Origin of the sequence: Variovorax sp. V118, assembly GCF_041154445.1 — a bacterium.
In the GTDB taxonomy this organism is placed as follows: Bacteria; Pseudomonadota; Gammaproteobacteria; order Burkholderiales; family Burkholderiaceae_C; genus Variovorax; species Variovorax boronicumulans.
Window position 1 is genome coordinate 4,969,346 of sequence record NZ_AP028663.1, and the last position, 22,002, is coordinate 4,991,347.

Genomic DNA, 22,002 nt, shown 5'->3' on the forward strand with positions numbered 1-22,002 from the left:
TTTCTTTACTTGACGGCGCCGAAGGTCAGGCCCTGCACGAGCTGCTTCTGGCTGAACCAGCCGAACACGACGATGGGCGCGATGGCCATCAGCGACGCGGCCGACAACTTGGCCCAGAACAGGCCTTCGGGGCTGGAGTACGAGGCGATGAGCGTGGCCAGCGTGCCGGCCTTGGCAGAGGTGAGGTTGAGCGCCCAGAAGGCCTCGTTCCAGCTCAGCACCAGGCACAGCAGGCCGGTCGATGCGAGCCCGCCGACCGACAGTGGCATCACGACGTGGCGGAACTCGGTCCACAGGCTCGCGCCGTCCATGCGCGCGGCCTCGAGGATCTCGTTCGGAATGTCCTTGTAGGCGCTGTAGAGCATCCACACCATGATCGGCAGGTTCGACAGCGTGAACACGATGGTGAGCGCGGTGAGCGAGTCCAGCATGCCGGCGGTCTGCGCGAGCACGTAGATCGGCACCAGCGCACCGACGGCCGGCATCATCTTGGTGGAGAGCATCCACATGAGGATGTCGCGCGTCTTCTTCGTGCGAAAGAACGCCATCGAGTACGCGGCGGGTGCGGCGATCAAGAGGCCCAGGATGGTCGAGCCCAGGCTGGTGATGAGCGAGTTGCGCGCGTACAGCAGGTAGTCGCTGCGACGCTGCACTTCGCCGAAGTTGTCGAGCGTGGGTTCGAAGATGAACAGCGGCGGCACGTGGATCGCCTGCAGCTCCGTCTTGAAGGCCGTGAGGAACAGCCAGCCGAGCGGGAAGAACAGGAGCAGTGCCACGGCCCACGCACCGACGGTGCGCAGCAGCTGGGGAAGGAAGTTGCTGGGTTGCATGGTCGTTCCTTCTTCAGTCCAGGTTCTTGCCGATGATGCGGATCAGGAACACCGCGACGATGTTCGCCAGCACCACCGCGAACAGCGCACCCGCGGAGGCCACGCCCACGTCGAAGTTCATGAGCGACTGCTTGAAGATCATGTAGGTCATGTTCGTGCTCTCGTTGCCGGGGCCGCCATTGGTGGTGATGGCGATCTCGGCGAACACGCTGAGCAGAAAGATCATCTCGATCATGATTACCACGGCCATCGGGCGGCCGAGGTGCGGAATGGTGAGATAGAAGAAGCGCTGGAACGAACTCGCGCCGTCCATGCGCGCGGCTTCCATCTGCTCGCGGTCGAGCGACTGCAACGAGGTGATGAAGATCAGGCACGCGAAGGGCAGCCATTGCCAGGCCACCATGATGATCACGGAGAACAGCGGCACGTCGGTGAGCCAGTCGACCGGCTGCGCGCCGAAGAAGCGCCACACGTCGGCCAGGATGCCGTAGATGGGGTTCATCATCATGTGCTTCCACAGCAGCGCATTCACTGCGGGCATCACGAAGAACGGCGAGATCAGCAGCACGCGCACGATGCCGCGGCCCGGGAAGGGCTCGTTCACCAGGAGCGCGAGCAGCACGCCGAACACCACCGTGATGACGATGACGCTGCCGATGAGCAGCAGCGTGTTCCACGTGGCCGGCCAGAAGTCGGGGTCGGTGACGAAGTAGTGAAAGTTCTCGATGCCCGCGAACGTGCGTTCGCCGGGCTGCATGAGGTTGTAGTTCACGAACGAGAAGTACAACGTCATCAGCAGCGGCACGATCATCCACAGGAAGAGCGTGAGCACGGCGGGCGCCATGAGGGCGCGGGGCAGGAGTCTTTTCATGGTCTGTTCCTCTCAGGCTGCGGCCCTCTCCCCGCGGGGAGAGGGGAAGAAGCGCGGCTTACTTGTAGTAGCCCGCTTTCTTCATCTCGCGCTCCGCAGCGAGCTGCGAGGTCTTCAGCGCCTGGTCGACCGTGACCTTGCCCGACAGCGCCGCGCTCATCTGCTGGCCCACCGCCACGCCGATGGCCTGAAACTCGGGAATGGCCGCGTACTGCACGCCGACGTACGGCGACTTGGGCAGGGTGCTGTCGCTGAGGTTGGCGCTGTCGATGGCCTTCTTCTCGGCGGCGGCGAACTTGGCGACCTTCTGGAACTCGGGGTTCGCGTAGGTCGACTTGCGCGTGCCGGTGGGCACCGTGCCCCAGCCGTGCTCCTTGGCGACGAGGTTGACGTACTCCTTGGAGGTCGCCCACTTCACGAAGGTCTGCGCGGCGGCGCCCTTGGTCGAGCTGGCGGGAATGGCCAGGTTCCAGGTCCACAGCCAGTTGGCGCCCTTGGGTGTCACGGCGACGGGTGCCTGTGCGAAGGCCACCTTGTCGGCCACTTTCGACTGCTTGGGGTCGCTGATGAACGAGGCCGCGATGGTCGCGTCCACCCACATGCCGCACTTGCCTTCGTTGAAGAGCGCCAGGTTCTCGTTGAAGCTGTTGGCCGAGGCGCCCGGCGGGCCGTAGGCCTTCATCAGGTCGACGTAGAAGCCGATCGCGTCCTTCCAGGGCTTGGTGTCGATCTGCGGCTTCCACTGCATGTCGAACCACTGGCCGCCGTTGGTGTTGACCAGCGTGGTCAGGAAGGCCATGTTGTCGCCCCAGCCCGGCTTGCCGCGCAGGCACATGCCGTACAGGCCGCCCTTGGGCTCATGGATCTTGCCGGCCAGCTCCTTCACCTGCGCCCAGGTGGGCTGCTCGGGCATCTTGAAGCCGACCTTGTCGGCCAGGTCCTTGCGGTACATGAGCATCGAGCTCTCGCCGTAGAAGGGCGCGGCGTACAGCTTGCCTTCGTGCGACAGGCCAGCGCGGATGGCGGGCAGCAGGTCGTCGGCGTCGTAGGCGGCATCGGTGGCGATAGGCTGCAGCCAGCCCTTCTTCGACCAGATCGGCGCTTCGTACAGGCCGATGGTCATCACGTCGAACTGGCCGCCCTTGGTGGCGATGTCGGTGGTCACGCGCTGGCGCAGCGTGCCTTCCTCGAGCGTGACCCACTTGAGCTTGATGTCGGGGTTCGCCTTCTCGAAGAAGGGCGTGAGCTTCTGCATCTCGATCATGTGGCCGTTGTTGACGGTCGCGATCACGAGTTCGGTGGCGGCGTGGGACACAAGGCCCGTGCCGATGAGTGCGAGGGCGAGGCCCGCTTTCAGAAAGCGCTTCATGGTGTCTCCTTGGGTGAGCGACGCCTCGGTATCGTGGTCGCCGTGCCCGGATTCTGGAGAAACGCGCTTGCAGTTTTGGTATTTCGAGAGTCACCACCAGTACTCTCATGCACCAGTTGGCTAGTGAAATCCCTAGTTGATGCAATTCAGGATGGAAAACTGTCTGTCTGAAGTTCTCATGCGTGCCCGCCGCCACCCAGCAGCTGGCGCCGGAACTGCGCCGCCGCCGGCGACAGCGGGCGGTCTTCGCGGGTGATGAGGCAGATCGGCGGCACGCGCACCGGCAGCTCGACCGGCACGGTGCGCAGCACGCCCAGCCGGCCGTAATGGTTGGCCTGCGAGGCCGGCATGACGGCGGCCATGTCGGAGTTCTCCAGCAGCGCCGTGATCGCGATGGGCGATGCCGTTTCGATGATGTCCAGCCGCGCCTGGATGCCGGCCTCGCGCATCGCCGCCTCGAAGCGCCCGCGCTGCGGCGAGCCCGGCGGCTGCAGCACCCACGACCAGGTCGCCATCTCGGCGAGCGTGACCGTGGCCGCGCGCTCGAACACCGGGTGCGCCGCGCGCACCACGACCACCTGCGACTCGCCCAGCAGCGGCACGCTCGCGTACTTGGCCTCGTCGTGGCCGTCGGTGAGGCGGCCCAGCACGAGGTCGACGTCGCCCTGCTCCAGCTGCGCCTGCATCAGGTCGCTGGTCTCGACGACCACCGACACGGCGACCTGCGGATGGCGCAGGTGGTAGGCGACCAGCGCCGGCGCAAGCAGCTCTGGCACCGCGCCCGGCACGCTGCCCACGCGCAGCGCGCCGCTCAGGCCGGAACGCAGCGCGAGCATTTCCTCGCGGGCAGTGCCGAAGTCGCTGAGCACGCGGTGGGCGTAGCGGATCAGGATCTCGCCGTAGGGCGTGGGGGCCATGCCGCGCGCCAGGCGCTCGAAGAGCTGTTCGCCCAGCGACTCCTCCAGCTGCTGCAGCAGCTTGGTGGCCGCGGGCTGGCTGATGTTCATGGCCTCGGCCGCGCGGCCGAGGTGGCGGTGCGCATCGAGCCGGGCCAGCAGGAGCAGCTGGCGCGGCCTCACATGCAGCATCAGCGAGGCGTCGGTGAGGCCGGGTTTCATGCACAAAAGTATATGGAGCTTCGGCCTTTTTCGATTGGATCGCGCGACCGAAGCTCCGTAGGCTCGGGCCCACAACAAGCAGGAGACGACGCGATGACCCTCTTTCCCCTGGCCCGCGGTGCCGGCCTGGCGGCGCTCTTGGCGCTGGCCGCCTGCCTGAACGCGGGTGCACAGCCGGCCTACCCCGACAAGCCGCTGCGCATCCTGGTCGGCGCCTCGCCCGGCGGCGGCACCGACATCCTCGCGCGCGTGCTGGCCGACAAGTTCGCACCCGTGCTCAAGCAGCCCGTGACAGTGGAGAACCGCCCCGGCGCATCGAACACCATCGCCGGCGAACTCACGGCGCGCGCGCCGGCCGACGGCGCCACGCTGCTGCTGGCCACCAACACGGCGCAGGCCGTGGCGCCGCACATCCTCAAGCTCAAGTACGACCCGCTGAAAGACCTGCAACCCATCGGCCTCGTGGCCGTGATGCCCAACGTGCTGGTGGTGTCGGCCAGCTCGCCCTACAAGTCGGTGAAGGACCTTCTGGCCGCGATGGCCGCGAAGCCCGGCGGCTTCAAGTACGCGTCGTCGGGCATCGGCAGCACGCAGCACGTGGGCGGCGAAGCCTTCAACCTGGCCACGGGCATGACCTCGATCCACGTGCCCTACAAGGGCAGCTCGCAGGCGCACATCGACATCATCTCGGGCGAGGTCGAGATGATGTTCGACAGCACCTCCTCGGCCATGGGCCAGATCCGCGCCGGCAAGTTCCGCGCGCTGGCCGTGAGCGCGCCGCAGCGCTCGCCCGAGCTGCCCGACGTGCCGACGCTGGCCGAGCAGGGCGTCAAGGGCGCCGACGTGTCCACCTGGTACGGCCTGTACGTGACGGCCGGCACGCCGCGCCCGGCGGTCGAGCGGCTGAGCGCCGAACTCACGCGCACGATGGGCCTGGCGGACGTGCAGTCGCGCATCAAGGCCCTGGGCGGCGAGCCCGGCACGCTGACCGGCGAACCCTTCGCGGCGATGAATCGGCAGGAGTTCGACCACTACGGCCGGCTCGTGCGCGACGCGCGCATCAAGGCCGAGTGAGGCCGCCCTTCCTCCTTCTTCTTTCCTCAGACATCCGACCATGCCCACCCCCTCCTCCTCCCCGCGCGTGACCTCCGCCAAACCCCGCATCGCCGTGCTGCTGGGCGACCCCAGCGGCGTCGGCCCCGAGATGGCCGTGAAGCTGCTCGCGCGCCAGCGCAACCTCGACGCCGCGCGCGTGCTGCTGATCGCCGACCCCGTCGTGCTGGCCGCGGGCGAGCGCGTGGCGGGCGCGAAGCTGGCCCCGCTGCAGGTGAACACCCTCGACAGCCTGCGCTTCGAGGACGGCCGCCCGAGCCTCCTCGTGCGCGACTGGATGGCGGGCGAGGAACCGGTGCTCGGCGAGTCGAACGAGCGCTCGGGCCGGGCCTCGTTCGAAGCACTGGAGCTGGCCACGCAGGCCGTGCGAAACGGCCAGACCGACGCGATCCTCTTCGCGCCGCTCAACAAGCATTCGCTGCGCCTGGGCGGCCTCGTGCATGAGGACGAACTGCGCTACATGCAGGAGCGCTTCGCCGTCACGGGCTTCGTCTGCGAGTTCAACCTCACCGGCTCGCTGTGGACCTCGCGCGTGACCTCGCACATTCCGCTGAAGGACGTGGCCCGGCACATCACGGTAGAGGGCGTGCGCGACGCCGTGAAGATCATCGCGTCGGCACTGCGCCGCGCCGGCGTGACACACCCGCGCATCGCCGTGACCGGCCTCAATCCGCACGCGGGCGACGGCGGCTCGATCGGCATGGAAGAGATCGAGATCATCGCGCCCGCCATCGAACAGCTGCGCGCCGAAGGCCACGACGCGCGCGGCCCCTTCTCGCCCGATACCGTGTTCATCGGCGCGCGGCGCGGCGACGTGGACGCGGTGGTGTCGATGTACCACGACCAGGGCCAGATCGCGATGAAGCTCATGGGCTTCGAGCAGGGCGTGACCTTGCATGGCGGCCTGCCCGTTCCCGTGGCCACCTCGGCCAGCGGCAGCGCCTTCGACATCGCCGGCCAGGGCGTGGCGCAGATCGAAGGGCTGCAGCAGGCTTTCGACCTGTGCGTGCGGATGGCAAGCGGTGCGCCTGCTGCACCTGCGTCCATCGAGGCGGCGGTGGCCTGAGCCACCTGGCGCCCCAAAGAAAAAGGGCCGCGTGTGCGGCCCTTCGAAGGAAAAAAGCTCAGGCGCTCGGCGGTTCGCCGTAGGCGTTGCTCTCCGGCTGCGACGGCTGAACGAAGAAGTAGATCAGCACCAGATTGATCAGCGGGATGATCGACAGCAGCAAGAACCAGCCGCTCTTGCCGATGTCGTGCAGGCGGCGCACGCCCACCGCGAGGGCGGGCAGAAGCAGGGCCAGCGCTGCAATGAAGTACACGTACTCATGGATCAGGCCCGTCACGACGAGCACGCCGAACTGGGCCAGAAAAAACCACCAGAACTCGGAACGCGACGCACGACCCGTGAAATCGGTGTACTTGGCGATGCACGTCTTGACCGCTGTTTGAAAGTCCATTGACTCGCTCCTCTTGATGAATCCCAGGGAAATTTCCCCGGGGCCATCATATCGGCGCACTGTGCAACGACAAACTCGGCCAAACCGGCCACCACACTGCAAACCAATGGCCTAAAGGCCTAGTGGATAGAGCCTTTGGCCAAGGCTCGCAAGCCTTGCGGTGACGTGTGCCGTCAGGCGCTCAGCCGCTTTAGCAGGCCGGCCGTCGAGGCATCAAGCCCCGAGACATCGCCCGAAGCCAGGCGCGGCTCGATGTCGCGCGCCAGCACCTTGCCGAGCTCCACGCCCCACTGGTCGAAGCTGTTGATGCCCCACAGCGCGCCGCTGGTGAACACGCGGTGCTCGTACATCGCGAGGAAGGCGCCCAGCGCTTCGGGCGTGAGCTTCTCGAACACGAAGAAGGTGCTCGGCCGGTTGCCCGGGAAGTTCTTGTGGCCGCCCTCGTCGAGCTTGCCGACCATCAGCGCCTGCGCCTGTGCGAGCGCGTTGGCCAGCAGCTTGGGGTGGTGGCCGTCGAGGTCGTGCGAGGCGTCGCGCACCGCCATGAACTCGAGCGGGATCACGTCGGTGCCCTGGTGCAGCATCTGGAAGTAGGCGTGCTGCCCGTTGGTGCCGGGCTCGCCCCAGAGCACGGGCGAGGTGCCGAAGGCCAGCGGCGCGCCGCTCGCGTCGACCTGCTTGCCGTTGCTCTCCATCTCGAGCTGCTGCAGGTAGGCCGGCACGCGCTTCAAGGCGCTGTGGTACGGCGCGATGCTGCGGCTCGTGAAGCGGTGGAAGTTGCGGTACCAGACATCGAGCAGGCCCAGCCGCACGGGCAGGTTCTGCTCGAGCGGCGCGCTGCGGAAGTGCTCGTCCATCGCATGCGCGCCCGCCAGCAGCCGGCGAAAGCCGTCGGCGCCGATGGCCAGCGCGATCGGCAGGCCGATGGCCGACCACAGCGAATAGCGGCCGCCCACCCAGTCCCAGAAGCCGAAGGTGGTGTCGATGCCGAACTGCTTCGCGGCCTCGACGTTGGTGGTGAGCGCGGCGAAATGGCCGGCGATGTCGGTGCCACCCGACTGTTCGTACCAGCGCTTGGCCGAGAGCGCGTTGGTCATCGTCTCGGCCGTGGTGAAGGTCTTGGAGGCGACCAGGAACAGCGTGTGCTCGGGCGCCAGCCCCTTGAGCACGCCCGCCAGCTCGTGGCCGTCGACGTTCGAGACGAAGTGAAAGCGCTTGCCCGGCGCCACGAACTCCGCGAGCGCCAGCACGGCCATCTGCGGGCCGAGGTCGGAGCCGCCGATGCCGATGTTGACCACGTCGGTGATCGTGTGGTCGCTGCGCACCTTCTCGGCGTAGGCCAGCATGGCGTCGAGCGTGGCATGCACCTCGCGCAGTTCGTGGGCCGTCTGGCGGCCGGTGGCCGCGTCGGCCGGCGCGCGCAGCAGCGTGTGCAGCACGGCGCGGTCTTCGGTGTTGTTGATGTGCGCACCCGCGAACATGGCGTCGCGGTGGGCCTCGAGGCCGCATTCGCGCGCCAGCGCAAACAGCAGCGCCTCGGTGCGCGCGTCGATCAGGTTTTTCGACAGGTCGGCGAAGACGTGCGGCGCCTCCTGGCTGAAGCGCGCGAAGCGCCCGGCGTCGTCCACGAAGGCATGGCGAAGGTCGAACTGGCGACCGGCCGTGTCGAAGCTGGACTGCAGTTGCGCCCAGGCCGGCGCGCGGTCACAGCGCAGGGTCATGGTCATGTTTACTTGCCGCTTTCCTGCATGAGCTTTTCGAGCTTCACGGCGTCGGCCGCGAAGGCGCGGATGCCCTCGGCGAGCTTCTCGGTGGCCATGGCGTCTTCGTTGAGCGCGAAGCGGAAGCCGGCCTCGTCGTAACTCACCTTCTCTGCGTTGCCGCTCGCGGCAGCCTTGGCGTCGAGCGCGTGCGTGAGCGGCTCGTTGCTCGCGGCCAGCTCGGCCAGCAGCTCGGGGCTGATGGTCAGCAGGTCGCAACCGGCGAGCGCCTGGATCTGCCCCACGTTGCGGAAGCTCGCGCCCATGACCTCGGTCTTGATGCCCTGCTGCTTGTAGTAGTTGAAGATTTCGCGCACCGACTTCACGCCGGGGTCGTTGGCGCCCGCGCTGGCGGCTTCGTCCCACTTCGCACCGGCCGACTTCTTGTACCAGTCGTAGATGCGGCCCACGAAGGGCGAGATGAGCTGCACGCCGGCCGCGCCGCAGGCCACGGCCTGCGCGAACGAGAACAGCAGCGTGAGGTTGGTGCGGATGCCCTTCTGCTCGAGCAGGCGCGCGGCCTCGATGCCTTCCCAGGTGGAGGCGACCTTGATCAGCAGGCGCTTCTCGGTGTCGATGCCTTCGGCCTTGTACAGCGCCACGATGCGCTCGCCGCGGGCCACGGTGGCGGCGGTGTCGAACGACAGGCGTGCGTCGACTTCGGTGGACACGCGGCCCGGGATGATGGAGAGGATTTCGGTGCCGAAGCGCACCAGCAGGCGGTCGATGACCTCGTCGAGCGGCTTGCCGGCATGGGCCTTCACGGTTTCATCGAGCAGCGGCCGGTACTCGGCCTTCTGCACGGCCTTGAGGATCAACGACGGGTTGGTGGTCGCGTCCTGCGGCTTGGAAATGCTGAGTTGCTTGAAGTCACCGGTGTCGGCAACCACGGTGGTCCACTGGCGGAGTGCATCGAGTTGGTTCATGAAATCAATTATCCGGGGAGGGGTGTGACAAGTCCTGCACGCAGTTGCGCGGCGGTCGATGTTTTCATGCGAACCGTAGCACGGGTTTTCGCGAAGCTCCATCGGCCTGCAGCGCGAAGGGTTGTCGGCCGCCCTGCCCTACAGGGGCTGTGGTCCCCGGCTGACGGCAGCCGGCCGCGGCCGGGGGCACCCTGAACGGGATGCGGCATCCACGCCGAACGACTTTCTCCAGGAGCTCCGATGACCCCTCGTCCCTCCGCCACCGGCCGCCCCTTCGACGACCGCCGCACCAGCCACGCGATCGGCACCATGGCCACCGCCTTCGTCGTGGGCGGCGTGGCCACCTGGTACGCGCTGGGCGCCGCACGCACGGCCCGTGCCCGGCCCGCCGGCCCGGCCGACGGCGCCCCGCTGATGCGCGCGCCGCTGCAGGTGGTCGCGCCGGTCGACCTGCACCGCTACGCCGGCGTCTGGCACGAACAGGCGCGGCTGCCCAACCGGTTCCAGAAACAGTGCGCCGGCCCGGTGAGCGCCGAGTACACGCCGCAGCCCGACGGCACCGTGCAGGTGCGCAACCGCTGCGTGCGCGACGACGGCAACTTCGACGAGGCGATCGGCAGCGCGCGCGTGGTGCCCGTGGCCGGCCAGCCCGGCGCGGGGCGGCTGCAGGTGCGCTTCGCCCCCGCCTGGATGGGGTGGCTGCCGCTGGTGTGGGGCGACTACTGGATCTTGAAGCTCGACCGCGACTACCAGGTGGCGCTGGTCGGCACGCCCGACCGTGAGTACCTTTGGGTGCTGTCGCGCGCGCCGCGCCTGGAGGACGACGCGCTGCAGGCCGAGCTGGACTACGCCCGCAGCCTGGGGTTCGACACCGACAGGGTGGTGCTCACCGGCAGGTAGCGCTGCAGTTGCGCCGGCAGCTTGTCGGGCGCGGTGCAATGGATGGCGTGCCAGCCGAAGGCGCGGGCCATCTCGACATTGGCGGCCGAGTCGTCGATGAACACCGTCTGCTCGGGGTCGAGGCCGTGACGCATGGCCAGCAGCTCGTAGATCTCGCGCTCGGGCTTGAGGAACTTCACGTCGCCCGAGAACACGCCGCCGTCGAAGCGCCGCATGAAGGCGTGCCGGCGCTCGAGGGCGCGGGCAAAGGGCACGGGCATGTTCGACAGGTAGTACAGCCGCAGCGGCTCGCCGGCGTCGCGCTGCACGAGCAGCTCTTCGAGCATCGCGACCGTGACGTCGATCGGCGCCAGCCGCTCCCCGAGCCCGTCGAGCATGGCGTGCAGCGACTCGGCAGGCAGCGCCAGCCGCGCCGACATGCGGGCGATGGCATCGTCGAGCGTGCGGGTGCCGCAGTCGAAGCCGGTCCAGTCGTCATGATGGAAAAGGGCCCGGCCCAGGGCCGCGGCAGCGGCGTCAGTGGGGGCGTGTGAGGGGAGATGGGCCTGGACCAGCCGTGCAGGCTCCCAGGCGAACAGCACGGCGCCAAGATCGAAAACCACGTTCATGACGCCATTGTTTCATGCGCCGGGCACCACGCTCACGCCATGGGTTCCGAGCGACAGGGTGGTCTGCGTGCCGGCCGCCAGCGGGCGCGACAGGTCGGTCGAGACCACGAAGACCGGCCCCAGCGGGGTGTCGAAGCCGTACTCGTAGAAGCTGCCCAGGTACGCCGACTTGCGCAGCGTGGCGGGCAGGCCGTCGAGCGCGCCGATGTCCCAGGCCTCGGGCCGCACCGCCACCTTCACCGTGCCGGGCGCCACCGCGTAGCGCGGCTGCAGCCGCAGCGGGCCGAGCGTGACGCTGCCGTCGGCCTGCGCCACGGCCGGGAACACCATCGCCTCGCCCATGAAGCCGGCGACGAACTCGCTCTCGGGCCGGCCGTACAGCTGCTCGGGCGTGCCGCGCTGGGCGATCACGCCGTGGTCCATGACGATGATCTGGTCGCTCACGGCCAGGGCCTCGCTCTGGTCGTGCGTCACGTAGGCCACGGTGAGCTTCAGGCGCTGCTGCAGCGAGCGGATTTCCTCGCGCATCTCGCGCCGCAGGCGGGCGTCGAGGTTGGACAGCGGCTCGTCGAACAGCAGCACCGCCGGCTCGAGCACCAGCGCGCGTGCCAGGGCCACGCGCTGCTGCTGGCCGCCCGAGAGCTCGCTGGGCAGGCGCTCGTCGAAACCGACCAGGCCCACGCCCCTGAGCGCCTCGCGTGCGCGCGCCGTGGCCTCGTCCTTCTTCACGCCGCTCATGCGCAGGCCGTAGCCCACGTTCTCGATCACGTTCATGTGCGGGAACAGCGCGTAGCTCTGGAACATCATGCTCACGTTGCGCTCGCCCGGGCCGAGCGTGGTGACGTCGCGCCCGCCCATGAAGATCGAGCCCGAGGTCGGCGATTCGAGCCCCGCGATCATGCGCAGCGTGGTCGTCTTGCCGCAGCCCGAGGGGCCGAGGATGGTGGTGAGCGTGCCCACGGGCACCTCGAAGCTGATGCCCTTGACGGCCATCGGGCCGTTCTTGTCCGTGCCGTAGCGCTTGGTGACGTTGCGGAATTCGATACCGTTCATACGGAGAGGCTTTCCATTTTGTGATGCCCTTGGTGATTGGGCGTGGCCCCGCGTCTTCCCAACTTGCGCTCTCCGACCACGAACTGCACCAGCGCAATGGCCAGCGACATCAGCACCATGAGCACCGTGCAGTAGGCGAGCGCGATGCCGTAGTCGCCGTTGCCGACGCGGCCGATGATGTAGGTGGTGGCCAGTTCGTTCTCGGCCGTGACCAGGAAGATCACGGCGCTCACCGTCGTCATGGCGCGCACGAAGCTGTAGACCAGCGCAGCCACCAGCGCCGGCTTGAGCAGCGGCAGCACCACCTTGAACAGCGTCTGCGACGTGGACGCGCGCAGCATCAACGAGGCTTCGTCGAGCGAGCGGTCGAGCTGCTTGAAGGCCGCCGTGCCGGCCCGCACGCCCACCGGAAGATTGCGGAACATGAAGCACAGCACGATGATGAGCCCCGTGCCCGTGAGCTCGAACGGCGGCACGTTGAAGGCCAGGATGTAGCTCACGCCGAGCACCGTGCCCGGGATCGCAAAGGCCAGCAGCGCGCCGAATTCGAAGGCGCCCTGCCCCTTGAACTCGTTGCGCGCCAGCAGCCAGGCGATCAGCAGGCCCAGCGCCGCGGTGATCGGCGCCGAGATGCCGGCCAGCTTCAGCGTGGTGATCAGCGAGTTCCACGCCGTGCCGGCCCACACCAGCCCGAACTGGCCCCACTCCAGCGCGAAGGCGCTCTTGAAGTGGTTGAGCGTGAAGCTGTAGTCGCGCCCCCAGGTCTGCACGAAACCGCCCGCGAAGGCGAACAGGTAGACCACGGCGGTGAAGGCGATCCACGGCAGCGCGATGCACTGGATGGTGCGGCGCACGCCGTCGGGCAGCGCCATCGCGATGCCGGCGTCGCCCTTGCCACTCACGGTCGTGTAGTTCTGCTTGCCGAGCAGCCCGCGCTGCAGCGCGAACACGCCGAGCGCGAACAGCGTCAGCACCCAGGCCAGCGACGCGGCGCGGCCCTGGTCGTACTGCGCGCCGACGATGGCAAAGAAGATGTCGGTCGACAGCACCGAGAACTGGCCGCCCACCACCACCGGGTTGCCGAAGTCGGCAATGCTCTCGATGAAGCCGACCAGGAAGGCATTGGCCAGCCCGGGCTTGAGCAGCGGCAGCGTCACGGTGAAAAACGCGCGGCGCCGGTCGGCGCGCAGCATCTGCGCGGCCTCTTCCAGGCTCGGCGCGATGCCCTGCACCACGCCGCGCATGATCATGAAGGCGATGGGCGTGAAAGCGAACAGCTGCGCCACCAGCACGCCCGGCATGCCGTAGAACCAGCGCGTGGGCTCGATGCCGAACACGTTTTCGAGCACCTGGTTGACGATGCCGGCACGGCCGAACAGCAGGATCAGGCCGAGGCCGACCACGAACGGCGGCGTGATGATCGGCAGCAGCGCCAGCACCCGCAATGCGCCCTGCCCGCGCCGGCTGCCCCGCTCGGCCATCAGCGCCATCAGCGTGCCCAGGAAGGTGGTGCCGGCCGCGGTGAGCAGCGCCAGCACCAGCGTGTTCCACGCCACGCCGCAGCGCACGCCGCCCGCCAGGCAACCCAGGCCCCAGATGCGCTCGGTGAACACGCGCGCCGCGAAGGCCGTGATCGACCACTGCCCGTCTTCGTTGAAGAAGGCGCCCGACAGCGCCCGGCTCACCGGGTAGGCGATGAACAGCGCCATCAGCACGCCGCAGCCGACCACCGAGGCAGACACGAACAGGTCGCCCTTGAACAGGCCGAGCCGCGCCATGCCGAAGGCCGCCAGCAGCACCAGCGCCGTGAGCGCCACGAAGCCGCCCGCGCCGATGCCGAACTGATTGACGGCCAGTTCGCCGAACTGGGTGTTGAGCGCCGCGACGCTCCAGCCGCGCGCGCCGATGGTGAAGCCCGCCACGGCCAGGCCGATGGCGCCGATCGCGCCGCCCGCCAGCAGCCAGCGCCCCTGCGCCTTGCCGGCCGGCAAGGCCGCGCCGACGGCGCACAGCAGCAGCCCGGCCAGCCCGATGAAGAGCCAGCTGCGGCCCTGCGTGGCCGCCTGCATCAGGCCGTTGGCGCCTTCCGCCTGCCCGAAGACCTGCGGAACGGCTTCGTACCAGGTCGCATCCTGGATCGCATACCAGGGCAGCACGAGATAAGCCGCCAGGCCCAGCGCGACCCAGGCCCAGATCCATCGCCGCGCGCGCCGGGCGGCGGCCAGGGACGCCGGGTTGGCCGGCGCGCCTTCGTTGGAACGCGCCTGCACTTAGCGCGGCAGCGAGTTGACGTCTTTTTCCCAGCGCGCGATCAGGCGGCGGCGCTCGGCGCTGGCGCCGTACTTGGCGTAGTCGTAGTTGATGAACTTGATCTTCTTGAAATCAGGAATGCGCGGGTCGAGCTTGGCGCTCGCGTTGCTCGGCAGCTGGAACTGCTTGTTGGCGGCGCCCAGTTCCTGCGCGGCGGGCGTGAGCGCCCATTCGTAGAACTTCTTGGCCGCATCGAGGTTGCGCGCGCCCTTGATGACGCTCATGGAGCCGATCTCGGCGCCCGTGCCGTCGCTGGGCGTGATGGTTTCGACCGGGAAGCCCTGCATCTTCTCGCCCGGGCCGTCGTGCACGAAGCTGATGGAGATCGCGGTTTCACCGCGCGCCACCGCCTTGATCGGGCCGGTGCCCGAGCGGGTGTACTGGCCCACGTTCTTGTGCAGCGCCTTGAGGTAGTCGAAGGCCTTGTCCTCGCCCATGAGCTGCACCAGCGTGGCGATCATGGTGTAGGCCGTGCCGCTCGACGCGGGGTTGGCCACCTGGATGTCGCCCTTGTACTCGGGCTTGAGCAGGTCGGCCCAGGTCTTGGGCACGGGCAGCTTCTTCTTGGCGAGCAGCTCGGGGTTGTAGCCGAAGCCCAGCGGGCCCGAGTAGATGCCCACGGTCTTGTAGCCCGACTGCTTGGCCTGCTGCTGCGCCCAGGGATGCAGCTGCGTGAGCGTGGGCGACTTGTATTCGAGCGTGAGCCCCTGCTCGGCCGCCTGCAGGTGCGGGTCGCCCGTGCCGCCGAACCAGACGTCGGTCTTGGGGTTGTCCTTCTCGGCGATGAGCTGGGCCAGCGCCTCGCCCGAGCCCTTGAGCGCCATGTTGATGCGCACGCCCGTGGTGCGGGCGTAGACGGTGGAAATCACGTTGCACCACTCGGCCTGCACCGAGCAGATGACGTTGACGGTCTGCGCCGACGCGGCGGCCGACAGACCCAGCAGCGCGGCTGCCGTGAAAAGCTTCTTCATTGGTATTCCCCTGCCTCGGCAATAAAAAAAGGCCTCGCGGCCATGGGACAGCGTAGCTTTAGTACAGGTGTGCCGAATCGGTACAAGTACCATCGCGACTGGCACGTTGCCTGCTCGGCATTCAGACAAAGGAAAGTTTTCTCATGAGCTTCGATCTCGTTCTGTTCGGCGGTACTGGCGACCTTGCGTGGCGCAAGCTGATGCCCGCGCTGTTCCAGGCCTTCAGGCACGGCAGCCTGCCGCAGGACGGGCGCATCGTCGGCGTGGCGCGCGACGACCTGTCGGACGACCAGTACCGCGAGCTGATCCAGTCGCGCTTCAGCGCCGTCGAAGGCGCCAAGCGCCCCTCCCCCGAGGAGTTCAAGAAGTTCGCCTCCATGCTGCACTACCTGCGCATGGACCTGTCCAAGCCCGCCGACTACGCCAGCCTGGCCGACCTGCTCAAGCAGCGCGACGCCAAGACGGTCGTGATGTACGTGGCCACGGCGCCCGCGCTCTTCACGCAGGTGGTCGAGCAGATCGCCGCCGCCGGGCTCAACGGCCCGCGCACCCGCGTCGTGCTCGAGAAGCCGCTGGGCCACGACCTGGCCTCCAACCGCGCCATCAACGCCGCGGTGGGCAAGGTGCTCGAAGAGAAGCAGGTCTTTCGCATCGACCACTACCTGGGCAAGCCCTCGGTGCAGAACCTGTTCGCGATGCGCTTCGGCAATGCCCTGTTCGAGCCCATCTGGCGCCGCGAGCACATCGCCAACATCCAGATCACCATGGCCGAGGACCTGGGCGTGGAAAAGCGCGGCGCCTTCTACGACCAGACCGGCGCGCTGCGCGACATGGTGCAAAACCACGCGCTGCAGCTGCTGTGCGCCGTGGCCATGGAACCGCCCATCAACGCGCACGCCGACGCCATCCGCGACGAGAAGCTCAAGGTGCTGCGCGCGCTCAAGCCCTGGACGCCCGAGAGCCTGGGCCTGCACGCGGTGCGCGGCCAGTACACGGCCGGCACGGCCTACGGCGAGCGGGTGCAGGGCTACCGCGACGAGCCGGGCGTGAACCCCGACAGCCGCACCGAGACCTTCGTGGCGCTGCGCACCGAAATCGCCAACTGGCGCTGGGCCGGCGTGCCCTTCTACATCCGCACCGGCAAGCGGCTGGCCTCGCGCGACGCGCGCATCGAGGTCAACTTCCGCCCCACGCCGCACGCCATCTATCGCGCGCCGGCGGGCAACGTGAACAAGCTGGTGATCAACCTGCAGCCCAAGGATGGCCTGGAGCTGCACATGCTCGCGCAGGCGCAGGACAACCGCCAACGCGGAGGCAACGGCCACGCCAGCGCCGCCCAACTGGCGCCGGTGCAGCTCGACCTGGACTTCGACAAGCGCTTCGGCGCCGAGCGCGTGGGCGCCTACGAGCGCCTGCTGCTGGACGTGATCGACGGGCGCCTCAACCTGTTCGTGCGCAGCGACGAGCAGGAAGAAGCCTGGCGCTGGGTCGAGCCGCTCATCGATTCGTGGGAGTCCGACGGCGGCCCGCGCCCCTATGCGGCCGGCACCTGGGGCCCCAGCGCCTCGAGCGCCATGATCGCCCGCGACGGCTTCGCCTGGGGCGAGGAGCAGTAAAGCCGTCGCTGAATGCGCCGCGCCTTCAGCCGAACTGAAGGCAGCGCATGCTGAGCGTGCCCGACTGGAAGCCTTCGTAGACCGTCTTCGCACGCTCGCCCGGCGCCGCAGCGCCCAGGGCATACAGGAAGGGAAAGTAGTGGTCCGGCGTGGCCACGGCGGTCGACGCCCCTTCGAGCTTCTCGTAGCCGATCAGCGCGCGGTCGTCCCGGCCGGCCAGCGCGGCCTTCACCGCCTCGTCGAAGGACTGCGCCCACGGGCGACTCGCCTTCGGGCCGTCGGGCGTGCCGCGGTCGGTGGCGCGCAGGTTGTGCACCACGTTGCCGCTGCCCATCACGAGCACGCCCTGGTCGCGCAAGGCCGCCAGGTCGCGCCCCACCGCATGGTGGAACGCCGCCGGCTTGTCGTAGTCGATGCTGAGCTGGAAGACCGGCACGTCGGCCTTCGGGTACAGGTGCTTCAGCACGGTCCAGGTGCCGTGGTCCAACCCCCATTGCTCGGTGGCGATCACCGGCGCCTGCTTGACGGCGCCGATCGTTTCGCGCGCGAGTGCAGGGTGGCCCGGTGCGGGGTACTCGATGTCGAACAGCGCCTGCGGAAAGCCACCGAAGTCGTGGATCGTCTTGGGCCGCGTCTGCACCGTGACCCCGGTCGCGCCCTGGCTGAGCCAGTGCGCCGACACGCTGAGGATCGCCGTGGGGCGCGGCAGCTCGCGGCCCCAGGCGGCGAGGCGGCGCGTGAAGGCGTTGTCCGCCAGCGCGTTCATCGGCGACCCGTGGCCGATGAAGATGACGGGCATGCGGCGCGCCGGTGCTGCACCAGCCGCGTGCGCGATCTCGGTCATCGACGCGAGCGCGGCGGTCGCGCCCAGCGCCGAGCCCATGAGAAAGCCGCGGCGGCCGAGCAGGCGGGTCATCGGGGTGGAGGTCATCGTGTCAGGGGGTGTGGATTCGGGGCCAACCCGGGACTGTGCAACAGAGTGAGGGCTGGGAAAGTGCGTTTACGCACACCGTCCGGCGCAAGGTCCATGCTTCACGGCACGAATGCACGCAGGCGCTCGCCCAGCGGCGCCAGGAAATCGCGCAGCAAGGGCTCGCGCATCAGCGTGTCGAGGTAGCCTGGCGCCAGTCGCCCGTTCTCCGCATACACCGCCAGCACGCGCAGGCTCTCGCCGCGCAGCACGGTGGTCGCGTGGACGTCGCCCTGCCGCTCGCAGGCGCTCGCCATGTCGCGCAGCAGCGCCGTGGCATCGTCGGCGTCGGGCGCCCATTGCTGGCCGTAGAGCCGGGCCAGCCGCTGCGCCTCGGCGGACGGCACGTCGGGGAAGACCAGGGGCAGCAGACGCTCTCGCACACGGGTCAGCGCCGTCACATCGGTTTCCGTGAGGCCCGCGGCATGGCGGCGCGTCAGGTGGCTCAGGTTCATGCCGAGGTTGGCGAGCCGCACACCGCCGCGCACCAGTTCCAGCAGCAGGCCGAGCCATGCGAACCGGCCGAGCGTGGCGTCGAAGCCGAGCCCGCGTTGCTGGATGCGCGGCAGCGACAGCATCAGGCCGCCCATCAGCAGCGGTTGTTCGTGCGGCAGATGCGCCAGCAACGCGGCCAGGATCTGGTCGTGCATCTCCGGCAGGCGCTGCATCGGTGGTTCCGCGTCGCCATCGCGGGCGAACCAGGCACCGACCGCGCCGATCTCCGGCGACGCGCGCAGGAACGCGGACTGCACCTGCAGGCGCTCGGGCGCACAGCGCACGGTCGGTGCCCACAGCGCCAGCGCGTCGCCGCGCGCCTGCATCAACCCCCATTGCGCGGCCGCCGCCCAGCCCATCGGGACGGGTGCCTGCAACAGCAGCAGCCCGGCCAGCCGCGGGTCGGCGGTCATCCGCGCGCGAACCACGTCGACGGTGGCATCGGTGGAGCCGTCGTCCACCACGATGATCTGGTGCGGTGCAAGGCTCTGCTCGGCGATCGATGCCAAAGCCTCCGCGACGTTCGCCTCGTCGTCTCGCGTCACCATCAGGACGGACACCTGCGAGGCAGGCTCATCCATGCGCCGTTCCCGCTGCCCCACCCATCGCTGCCGAGCCGCCGCAAGGTAGCGCTGCATCGCACCCGCCAGCACCTCATGCTGCGGCGGCAAGGATTGCAGCGCCCGCGGCCCGGCGATTTCCAGCGCACGCCGCCGCGGCGCATCGGCCACCAGCGCGCGCACGCGGTCGACCAGTTCGTCCTTCGTGCACCCTTCGACCGCGTCGCGCAGCACCTGCGGAATTTCGGAATGGGGATACAGCTCCGACACCACGGCCTTGCGATGCCGCAGCAGGATCGACAGGCGCGGCAGCTCGACGGTGCTGGAGTGGTCGGCCTTGCGCATGTTCAGTCCGACCTTGGCGCGCGGCAGCAAGGCGTCGCGCTGCGCCGGCGTCCAGGCGGTGCCGAAGGGGTAGGCCACCCGCAGTCCGGCGGCAGTCAATGCCTCCAGCACCTGCAGCCGCCGGGGCGTCGTCTCGCCGAAGAAGATGACGTCGATGTCCTGCTGCCCGTCGTCCAGCACTTCAGACGCCGGCAGCAGCGGCGTGGCCATCGGCTCGAAGCCCGGCCCCACGTAATCCGACCGATGGATGCCCAGCGCCGGGTGGTGCACCATGTTCTCGAGGCTGTACTCCCACACGTGGGCGCGCTGCAGCAGCCGTTGGTAGCCGGGCATTTCCGCGAGCAACGCAGGCAGGGCCGGCTCGAAGTTGACGACGATCGCGTTCGGCGGCAGCTCGTCGTCCGAGGGCAGGCTCAGGCCCATCGCGAAGAAGAAGAGGTTGATGTCGTCGTTGTCGACACCCGGGCCCGGGGCGATGCTTGTGGTATAGCCGAGGCGTTCGCAGGCCAGGCGAAAGCCCTCCATCACCTCCCGCACGTTCTCGTTGCCCAGCGAGCAGAAGCGCAGGTGCGGCCGGTACGGAAAGTCCGCCGGCCAGCCCTGCGGGCTGCCGCCTTCACTCACAAACGGCCTTCCTCCACCGCATGGCAGGCCACCTGCACGCCCTTCAGGCTCAGCAGCTGCGGCCGCTCGGTCGAGCAGCGCGCATTCGCATGCGGGCAGCGCGGATGAAAGGCGCAGCCGGTCGGCGGGTTCAGCGGGTTCGGCACCTCGCCCTGCACCGGTGTGCGCGCACGGCCGGTGTGCTTCATCTGCGGGATCGCGTCGAGCAGCATGCGGGTGTACGGATGCTGCGGCTCGGCGAAGAGCTTCTGCTTGTCCGCCACCTCGACCAGCCGGCCCAGGTACATCACGCCGACCTGGTCGGCCACGTGGCGCACCACGGCGAGGTTGTGCGAGATGAACAAGTACGTCAGGCCCTGCTCGCGCTGCAGGTCCTTCATGATGTTGAGCACCTGCGCCTGCACGCTCACGTCGAGCGCCGAGGTGGGCTCGTCGCACACCAGGAACTCGGGCTGCGTGGCGAGCGCGCGCGCGATCGAGATGCGCTGGCGCTGGCCGCCCGAGAACTGGTGCGGGTACTTGCTCATGTCCAGCGGCGAGAGGCCGACCGACTGCAGCAGCTCGCCCACGCGCTGGCGCAGCGCGTCCTTGTCGCTCAGGATGCCGTGCTCGCGCAGCGGCTCGCCAATGATGTCCTCGACGATCCAGCGCGGGTTGAGGCTCGCGTAGGGGTCCTGGAAGATCATCTGGATGCGGCGGCGCAGCTGACGGCCTTCGGGCGTCTTGAACGCGGCGTGCGCGTCCTGCCCGTCGAACTGCAGGCCGCCGCGCGTGGGCGCATACAGGCCCACCAGCAGGCGCGCCACGGTGCTCTTGCCGCAGCCCGATTCGCCGACCAGCGCGAGCGTCTTGCCACGCTCGATGGAAAAGCTCACGCCGTCGACCGCATGCAGCAGCACGCGCGGCTTGCGTTCGAGCACGCGGTTGAGCCAGGGCGGCGAGACGTCGAAGGTGCGCGCGAGGTCGTGCGCGACCACAAGCGGCTCGCCGGTCTTTGTCGCCGCAGCGTCCTTGCGGGGTTCGATCACGGCGCTCATCGGGTCACCTCTGCGAGGGGTTCGGCCGCCTCGGGCGTGGCGCGCTCGCCGGCCGCCAGGGCGTCGTGGTGCTGCGCGGCGATCTCGGCCTGCCCCGCATGCGGGTCGGCGGCGTCGTGCAGCCAGCAGGAGGCGCGCGTGGCGCCCGCGTGCATCAGCTCGGGCCGTTCGGTCAGGCAGCGTGCGAAGGTGCGCGGGCAGCGCGGGTTGTAGGCGCAACCGGTGGGGATGGCATTGAGCCGCGGCATGGCGCCGTCGATCTGGTTGAGCCGTTCGCGGTCGCTGGTCATGTCGGGGATCGACGCCATCAGGCCCGAGGTGTAGGGGTGCGCTGGCTGGTGGATCACCTCGTGCACCGGGCCGATCTCGGCGATGCGGCCCGCATACATCACGGCCACGCGGTCGCAGGTCTCGGCGATCACGCCCATGTCGTGCGTGATGAGCATCACCGCCGCGCCGCGCTCCTTGCAGACCTGCTTGAGCAGTTGGATGATCTGCGCCTGGATCGACACGTCGAGCGCGGTGGTCGGCTCGTCGGCCACGATGAGCTTGGGTTCGGCCGCGAGCGCCAGGGCAATCACGACGCGCTGGCGCATGCCGCCCGAGAACTGGTGCGGGAAGTGGTCGATGCGCTGTTCGGCGGCGGGAATGCCGGTGTCCTGCAGCAGGCCGATGGCGCGCTTGCGCGCTTCCGACTCGGTCACGGGCAGGTGGGTGCGGATGGTCTCGATGAGCTGGCGACCCACGGTGTACAGCGGGTTCAGCGAGGTCAGCGGGTCCTGGAAGATCGCGCCGATCTTGCGGCCGCGGATGGGGCGCATCGCATCGAAACCGAGGTTGTCGATGCGCTGGCCTTCGAGCAGGATCTCGCCGCCGGCCACGCGGCCCGGCGGTTCGAGCAGGCCGATGATGGCCGCGCCGGTGAGCGACTTGCCCGCGCCCGATTCGCCCACCACGCCGAGGATTTCCCCGGGCGCGATGTCGAAGGAAATGCGGTCGAGCGCACGCAGCGTGCCGCGGCGGTTCGGAAATTCGACGACGAGGTCTTTGACCTGGAGCAGCGTCATGA

Annotated in this window: 19 protein-coding genes; 4 read left to right on the top strand and 15 right to left on the bottom strand. The window is 68.6% G+C overall.

Annotation, left to right across the window (positions count from 1 at the left end; translation table 11 throughout):
• Positions 1 to 5 precede the first annotated feature (5 nt).
• From ACAM52_RS23150 to ACAM52_RS23165, 4 genes are all read right to left on the bottom strand, one after another.
• Entirely contained in the window at positions 6 to 830 is an 825-nt protein-coding gene (locus tag ACAM52_RS23150; RefSeq protein ID WP_013539656.1) for a carbohydrate ABC transporter permease, read from the bottom strand.
• A gap of 13 nt (positions 831 to 843) precedes the next feature.
• The gene (locus ACAM52_RS23155) at positions 844 to 1,701 is read right to left on the bottom strand and encodes a carbohydrate ABC transporter permease (RefSeq protein WP_070059984.1); all 858 of its coding nucleotides are present in this window, start codon (positions 1,699 to 1,701) and stop codon (positions 844 to 846) included.
• Positions 1,702 to 1,759: 58 nt separating this feature from the next.
• A complete protein-coding gene (locus ACAM52_RS23160; protein WP_369644660.1) occupies positions 1,760 to 3,070 on the bottom strand; it encodes a sugar ABC transporter substrate-binding protein in 1,311 nt (436 codons plus the stop codon).
• 176 nt (positions 3,071 to 3,246) lie between these two features.
• A complete protein-coding gene (locus tag ACAM52_RS23165; protein WP_369644661.1) occupies positions 3,247 to 4,188 on the bottom strand; it encodes a LysR family transcriptional regulator in 942 nt (313 codons plus the stop codon).
• A 93-nt stretch (positions 4,189 to 4,281) separates the two neighbouring features.
• Here ACAM52_RS23165 and ACAM52_RS23170 point away from each other — a divergent pair, with 93 nt between their 5' ends.
• A complete protein-coding gene (locus tag ACAM52_RS23170; protein ID WP_369631344.1) occupies positions 4,282 to 5,262 on the top strand; it encodes a Bug family tripartite tricarboxylate transporter substrate binding protein in 981 nt (326 codons plus the stop codon).
• Between the two features lie 40 nt (positions 5,263 to 5,302).
• Positions 5,303 to 6,367, top strand: a complete 1,065-nt coding sequence (locus ACAM52_RS23175) for a 4-hydroxythreonine-4-phosphate dehydrogenase PdxA (protein WP_369644662.1) — start codon at positions 5,303 to 5,305, stop codon at positions 6,365 to 6,367.
• Between the two features lie 58 nt (positions 6,368 to 6,425).
• On the opposite strand, the gene ACAM52_RS23180 is transcribed toward ACAM52_RS23175, so the two are convergent.
• The 3 genes from ACAM52_RS23180 to tal form a co-directional block, all read right to left on the bottom strand.
• The gene (locus ACAM52_RS23180; RefSeq protein ID WP_062472662.1) at positions 6,426 to 6,758 is read right to left on the bottom strand and encodes a DUF805 domain-containing protein; all 333 of its coding nucleotides are present in this window, start codon (positions 6,756 to 6,758) and stop codon (positions 6,426 to 6,428) included.
• Between the two features lie 173 nt (positions 6,759 to 6,931).
• Positions 6,932 to 8,485, bottom strand: coding sequence for a glucose-6-phosphate isomerase (pgi, locus tag ACAM52_RS23185; protein ID WP_369644663.1), 1,554 nt, complete (start codon positions 8,483 to 8,485; stop codon positions 6,932 to 6,934).
• 2 nt (positions 8,486 to 8,487) lie between these two features.
• On the bottom strand, positions 8,488 to 9,444 hold the full coding sequence (gene tal, locus ACAM52_RS23190; protein ID WP_159273980.1) for a transaldolase: 957 nt from the start codon (positions 9,442 to 9,444) through the stop codon (positions 8,488 to 8,490).
• Between the two features lie 240 nt (positions 9,445 to 9,684).
• Here tal and ACAM52_RS23195 point away from each other — a divergent pair, with 240 nt between their 5' ends.
• The gene (locus ACAM52_RS23195; protein ID WP_369644664.1) at positions 9,685 to 10,344 is read left to right on the top strand and encodes a lipocalin family protein; all 660 of its coding nucleotides are present in this window, start codon (positions 9,685 to 9,687) and stop codon (positions 10,342 to 10,344) included.
• Here ACAM52_RS23195 and ACAM52_RS23200 read toward each other — a convergent pair.
• From ACAM52_RS23200 to ACAM52_RS23215, 4 genes are read right to left on the bottom strand one after another with little or no spacing between them, the layout of a single operon-like run.
• Positions 10,290 to 10,952 carry an HAD family phosphatase gene (locus tag ACAM52_RS23200; protein ID WP_070059991.1) on the bottom strand — a complete coding sequence of 221 codons (663 nt, stop codon included), beginning with the start codon at positions 10,950 to 10,952 and terminating at the stop codon, positions 10,290 to 10,292. The two genes, ACAM52_RS23195 and ACAM52_RS23200, sit on opposite strands and share 55 nt — an antisense overlap.
• Before the next feature lie 12 nt (positions 10,953 to 10,964).
• Positions 10,965 to 12,005: an ABC transporter ATP-binding protein gene (locus ACAM52_RS23205; RefSeq protein ID WP_095743724.1), complete on the bottom strand. Its 1,041-nt coding sequence runs from the start codon at positions 12,003 to 12,005 to the stop codon at positions 10,965 to 10,967.
• Positions 12,002 to 14,275 carry an ABC transporter permease gene (locus tag ACAM52_RS23210; RefSeq protein ID WP_369644665.1) on the bottom strand — a complete coding sequence of 758 codons (2,274 nt, stop codon included), beginning with the start codon at positions 14,273 to 14,275 and terminating at the stop codon, positions 12,002 to 12,004. The genes ACAM52_RS23205 and ACAM52_RS23210 overlap by 4 nt, the downstream gene beginning before the upstream one ends.
• Entirely contained in the window at positions 14,276 to 15,286 is a 1,011-nt protein-coding gene (locus ACAM52_RS23215; RefSeq protein WP_062472650.1) for an ABC transporter substrate-binding protein, read from the bottom strand. It lies immediately after the preceding gene.
• A 143-nt stretch (positions 15,287 to 15,429) separates the two neighbouring features.
• Between ACAM52_RS23215 and zwf the strand changes: the two genes are divergently transcribed.
• Positions 15,430 to 16,902 carry a glucose-6-phosphate dehydrogenase gene (zwf, locus tag ACAM52_RS23220; RefSeq protein WP_062472648.1) on the top strand — a complete coding sequence of 491 codons (1,473 nt, stop codon included), beginning with the start codon at positions 15,430 to 15,432 and terminating at the stop codon, positions 16,900 to 16,902.
• Between the two features lie 25 nt (positions 16,903 to 16,927).
• Here zwf and ygiD read toward each other — a convergent pair whose 3' ends face one another.
• The 4 genes from ygiD to ACAM52_RS23240 form a co-directional block, all read right to left on the bottom strand.
• On the bottom strand, positions 16,928 to 17,833 hold the full coding sequence (ygiD, locus tag ACAM52_RS23225; protein ID WP_369644666.1) for a 4,5-DOPA dioxygenase extradiol: 906 nt from the start codon (positions 17,831 to 17,833) through the stop codon (positions 16,928 to 16,930).
• Between the two features lie 101 nt (positions 17,834 to 17,934).
• A complete protein-coding gene (locus tag ACAM52_RS23230) occupies positions 17,935 to 19,896 on the bottom strand; it encodes a glycosyltransferase family 2 protein (RefSeq protein ID WP_369644667.1) in 1,962 nt (653 codons plus the stop codon).
• The gene (locus tag ACAM52_RS23235) at positions 19,893 to 20,933 is read right to left on the bottom strand and encodes a dipeptide ABC transporter ATP-binding protein (protein ID WP_354345501.1); all 1,041 of its coding nucleotides are present in this window, start codon (positions 20,931 to 20,933) and stop codon (positions 19,893 to 19,895) included. Before ACAM52_RS23235 ends, ACAM52_RS23230 begins: the two co-directional genes overlap by 4 nt.
• Complete coding sequence (locus tag ACAM52_RS23240) at positions 20,930 to 22,000, bottom strand: ABC transporter ATP-binding protein (protein WP_062472640.1); 1,071 nt, start codon at positions 21,998 to 22,000, stop codon at positions 20,930 to 20,932. Before ACAM52_RS23240 ends, ACAM52_RS23235 begins: the two co-directional genes overlap by 4 nt.
• Positions 22,001 to 22,002 lie beyond the last annotated feature (2 nt).

Coding starts and splice junctions, on each gene's coding strand:
- ACAM52_RS23150 (WP_013539656.1), bottom strand. CDS start 830: ATGCAACCCAGCAACTTCCTTCCCCAGCTGCTGCGCACCGTCGGTGCG.
- ACAM52_RS23155 (WP_070059984.1), bottom strand. CDS start 1,701: ATGAAAAGACTCCTGCCCCGCGCCCTCATGGCGCCCGCCGTGCTCACG.
- ACAM52_RS23160 (WP_369644660.1), bottom strand. CDS start 3,070: ATGAAGCGCTTTCTGAAAGCGGGCCTCGCCCTCGCACTCATCGGCACG.
- ACAM52_RS23165 (WP_369644661.1), bottom strand. CDS start 4,188: ATGAAACCCGGCCTCACCGACGCCTCGCTGATGCTGCATGTGAGGCCG.
- ACAM52_RS23170 (WP_369631344.1), top strand. CDS start 4,282: ATGACCCTCTTTCCCCTGGCCCGCGGTGCCGGCCTGGCGGCGCTCTTG.
- ACAM52_RS23175 (WP_369644662.1), top strand. CDS start 5,303: ATGCCCACCCCCTCCTCCTCCCCGCGCGTGACCTCCGCCAAACCCCGC.
- ACAM52_RS23180 (WP_062472662.1), bottom strand. CDS start 6,758: ATGGACTTTCAAACAGCGGTCAAGACGTGCATCGCCAAGTACACCGAT.
- pgi (WP_369644663.1), bottom strand. CDS start 8,485: ATGACCATGACCCTGCGCTGTGACCGCGCGCCGGCCTGGGCGCAACTG.
- tal (WP_159273980.1), bottom strand. CDS start 9,444: ATGAACCAACTCGATGCACTCCGCCAGTGGACCACCGTGGTTGCCGAC.
- ACAM52_RS23195 (WP_369644664.1), top strand. CDS start 9,685: ATGACCCCTCGTCCCTCCGCCACCGGCCGCCCCTTCGACGACCGCCGC.
- ACAM52_RS23200 (WP_070059991.1), bottom strand. CDS start 10,952: ATGAACGTGGTTTTCGATCTTGGCGCCGTGCTGTTCGCCTGGGAGCCT.
- ACAM52_RS23205 (WP_095743724.1), bottom strand. CDS start 12,005: ATGAACGGTATCGAATTCCGCAACGTCACCAAGCGCTACGGCACGGAC.
- ACAM52_RS23215 (WP_062472650.1), bottom strand. CDS start 15,286: ATGAAGAAGCTTTTCACGGCAGCCGCGCTGCTGGGTCTGTCGGCCGCC.
- zwf (WP_062472648.1), top strand. CDS start 15,430: ATGAGCTTCGATCTCGTTCTGTTCGGCGGTACTGGCGACCTTGCGTGG.
- ygiD (WP_369644666.1), bottom strand. CDS start 17,833: ATGACCTCCACCCCGATGACCCGCCTGCTCGGCCGCCGCGGCTTTCTC.
- ACAM52_RS23235 (WP_354345501.1), bottom strand. CDS start 20,933: ATGAGCGCCGTGATCGAACCCCGCAAGGACGCTGCGGCGACAAAGACC.
- ACAM52_RS23240 (WP_062472640.1), bottom strand. CDS start 22,000: ATGACGCTGCTCCAGGTCAAAGACCTCGTCGTCGAATTTCCGAACCGC.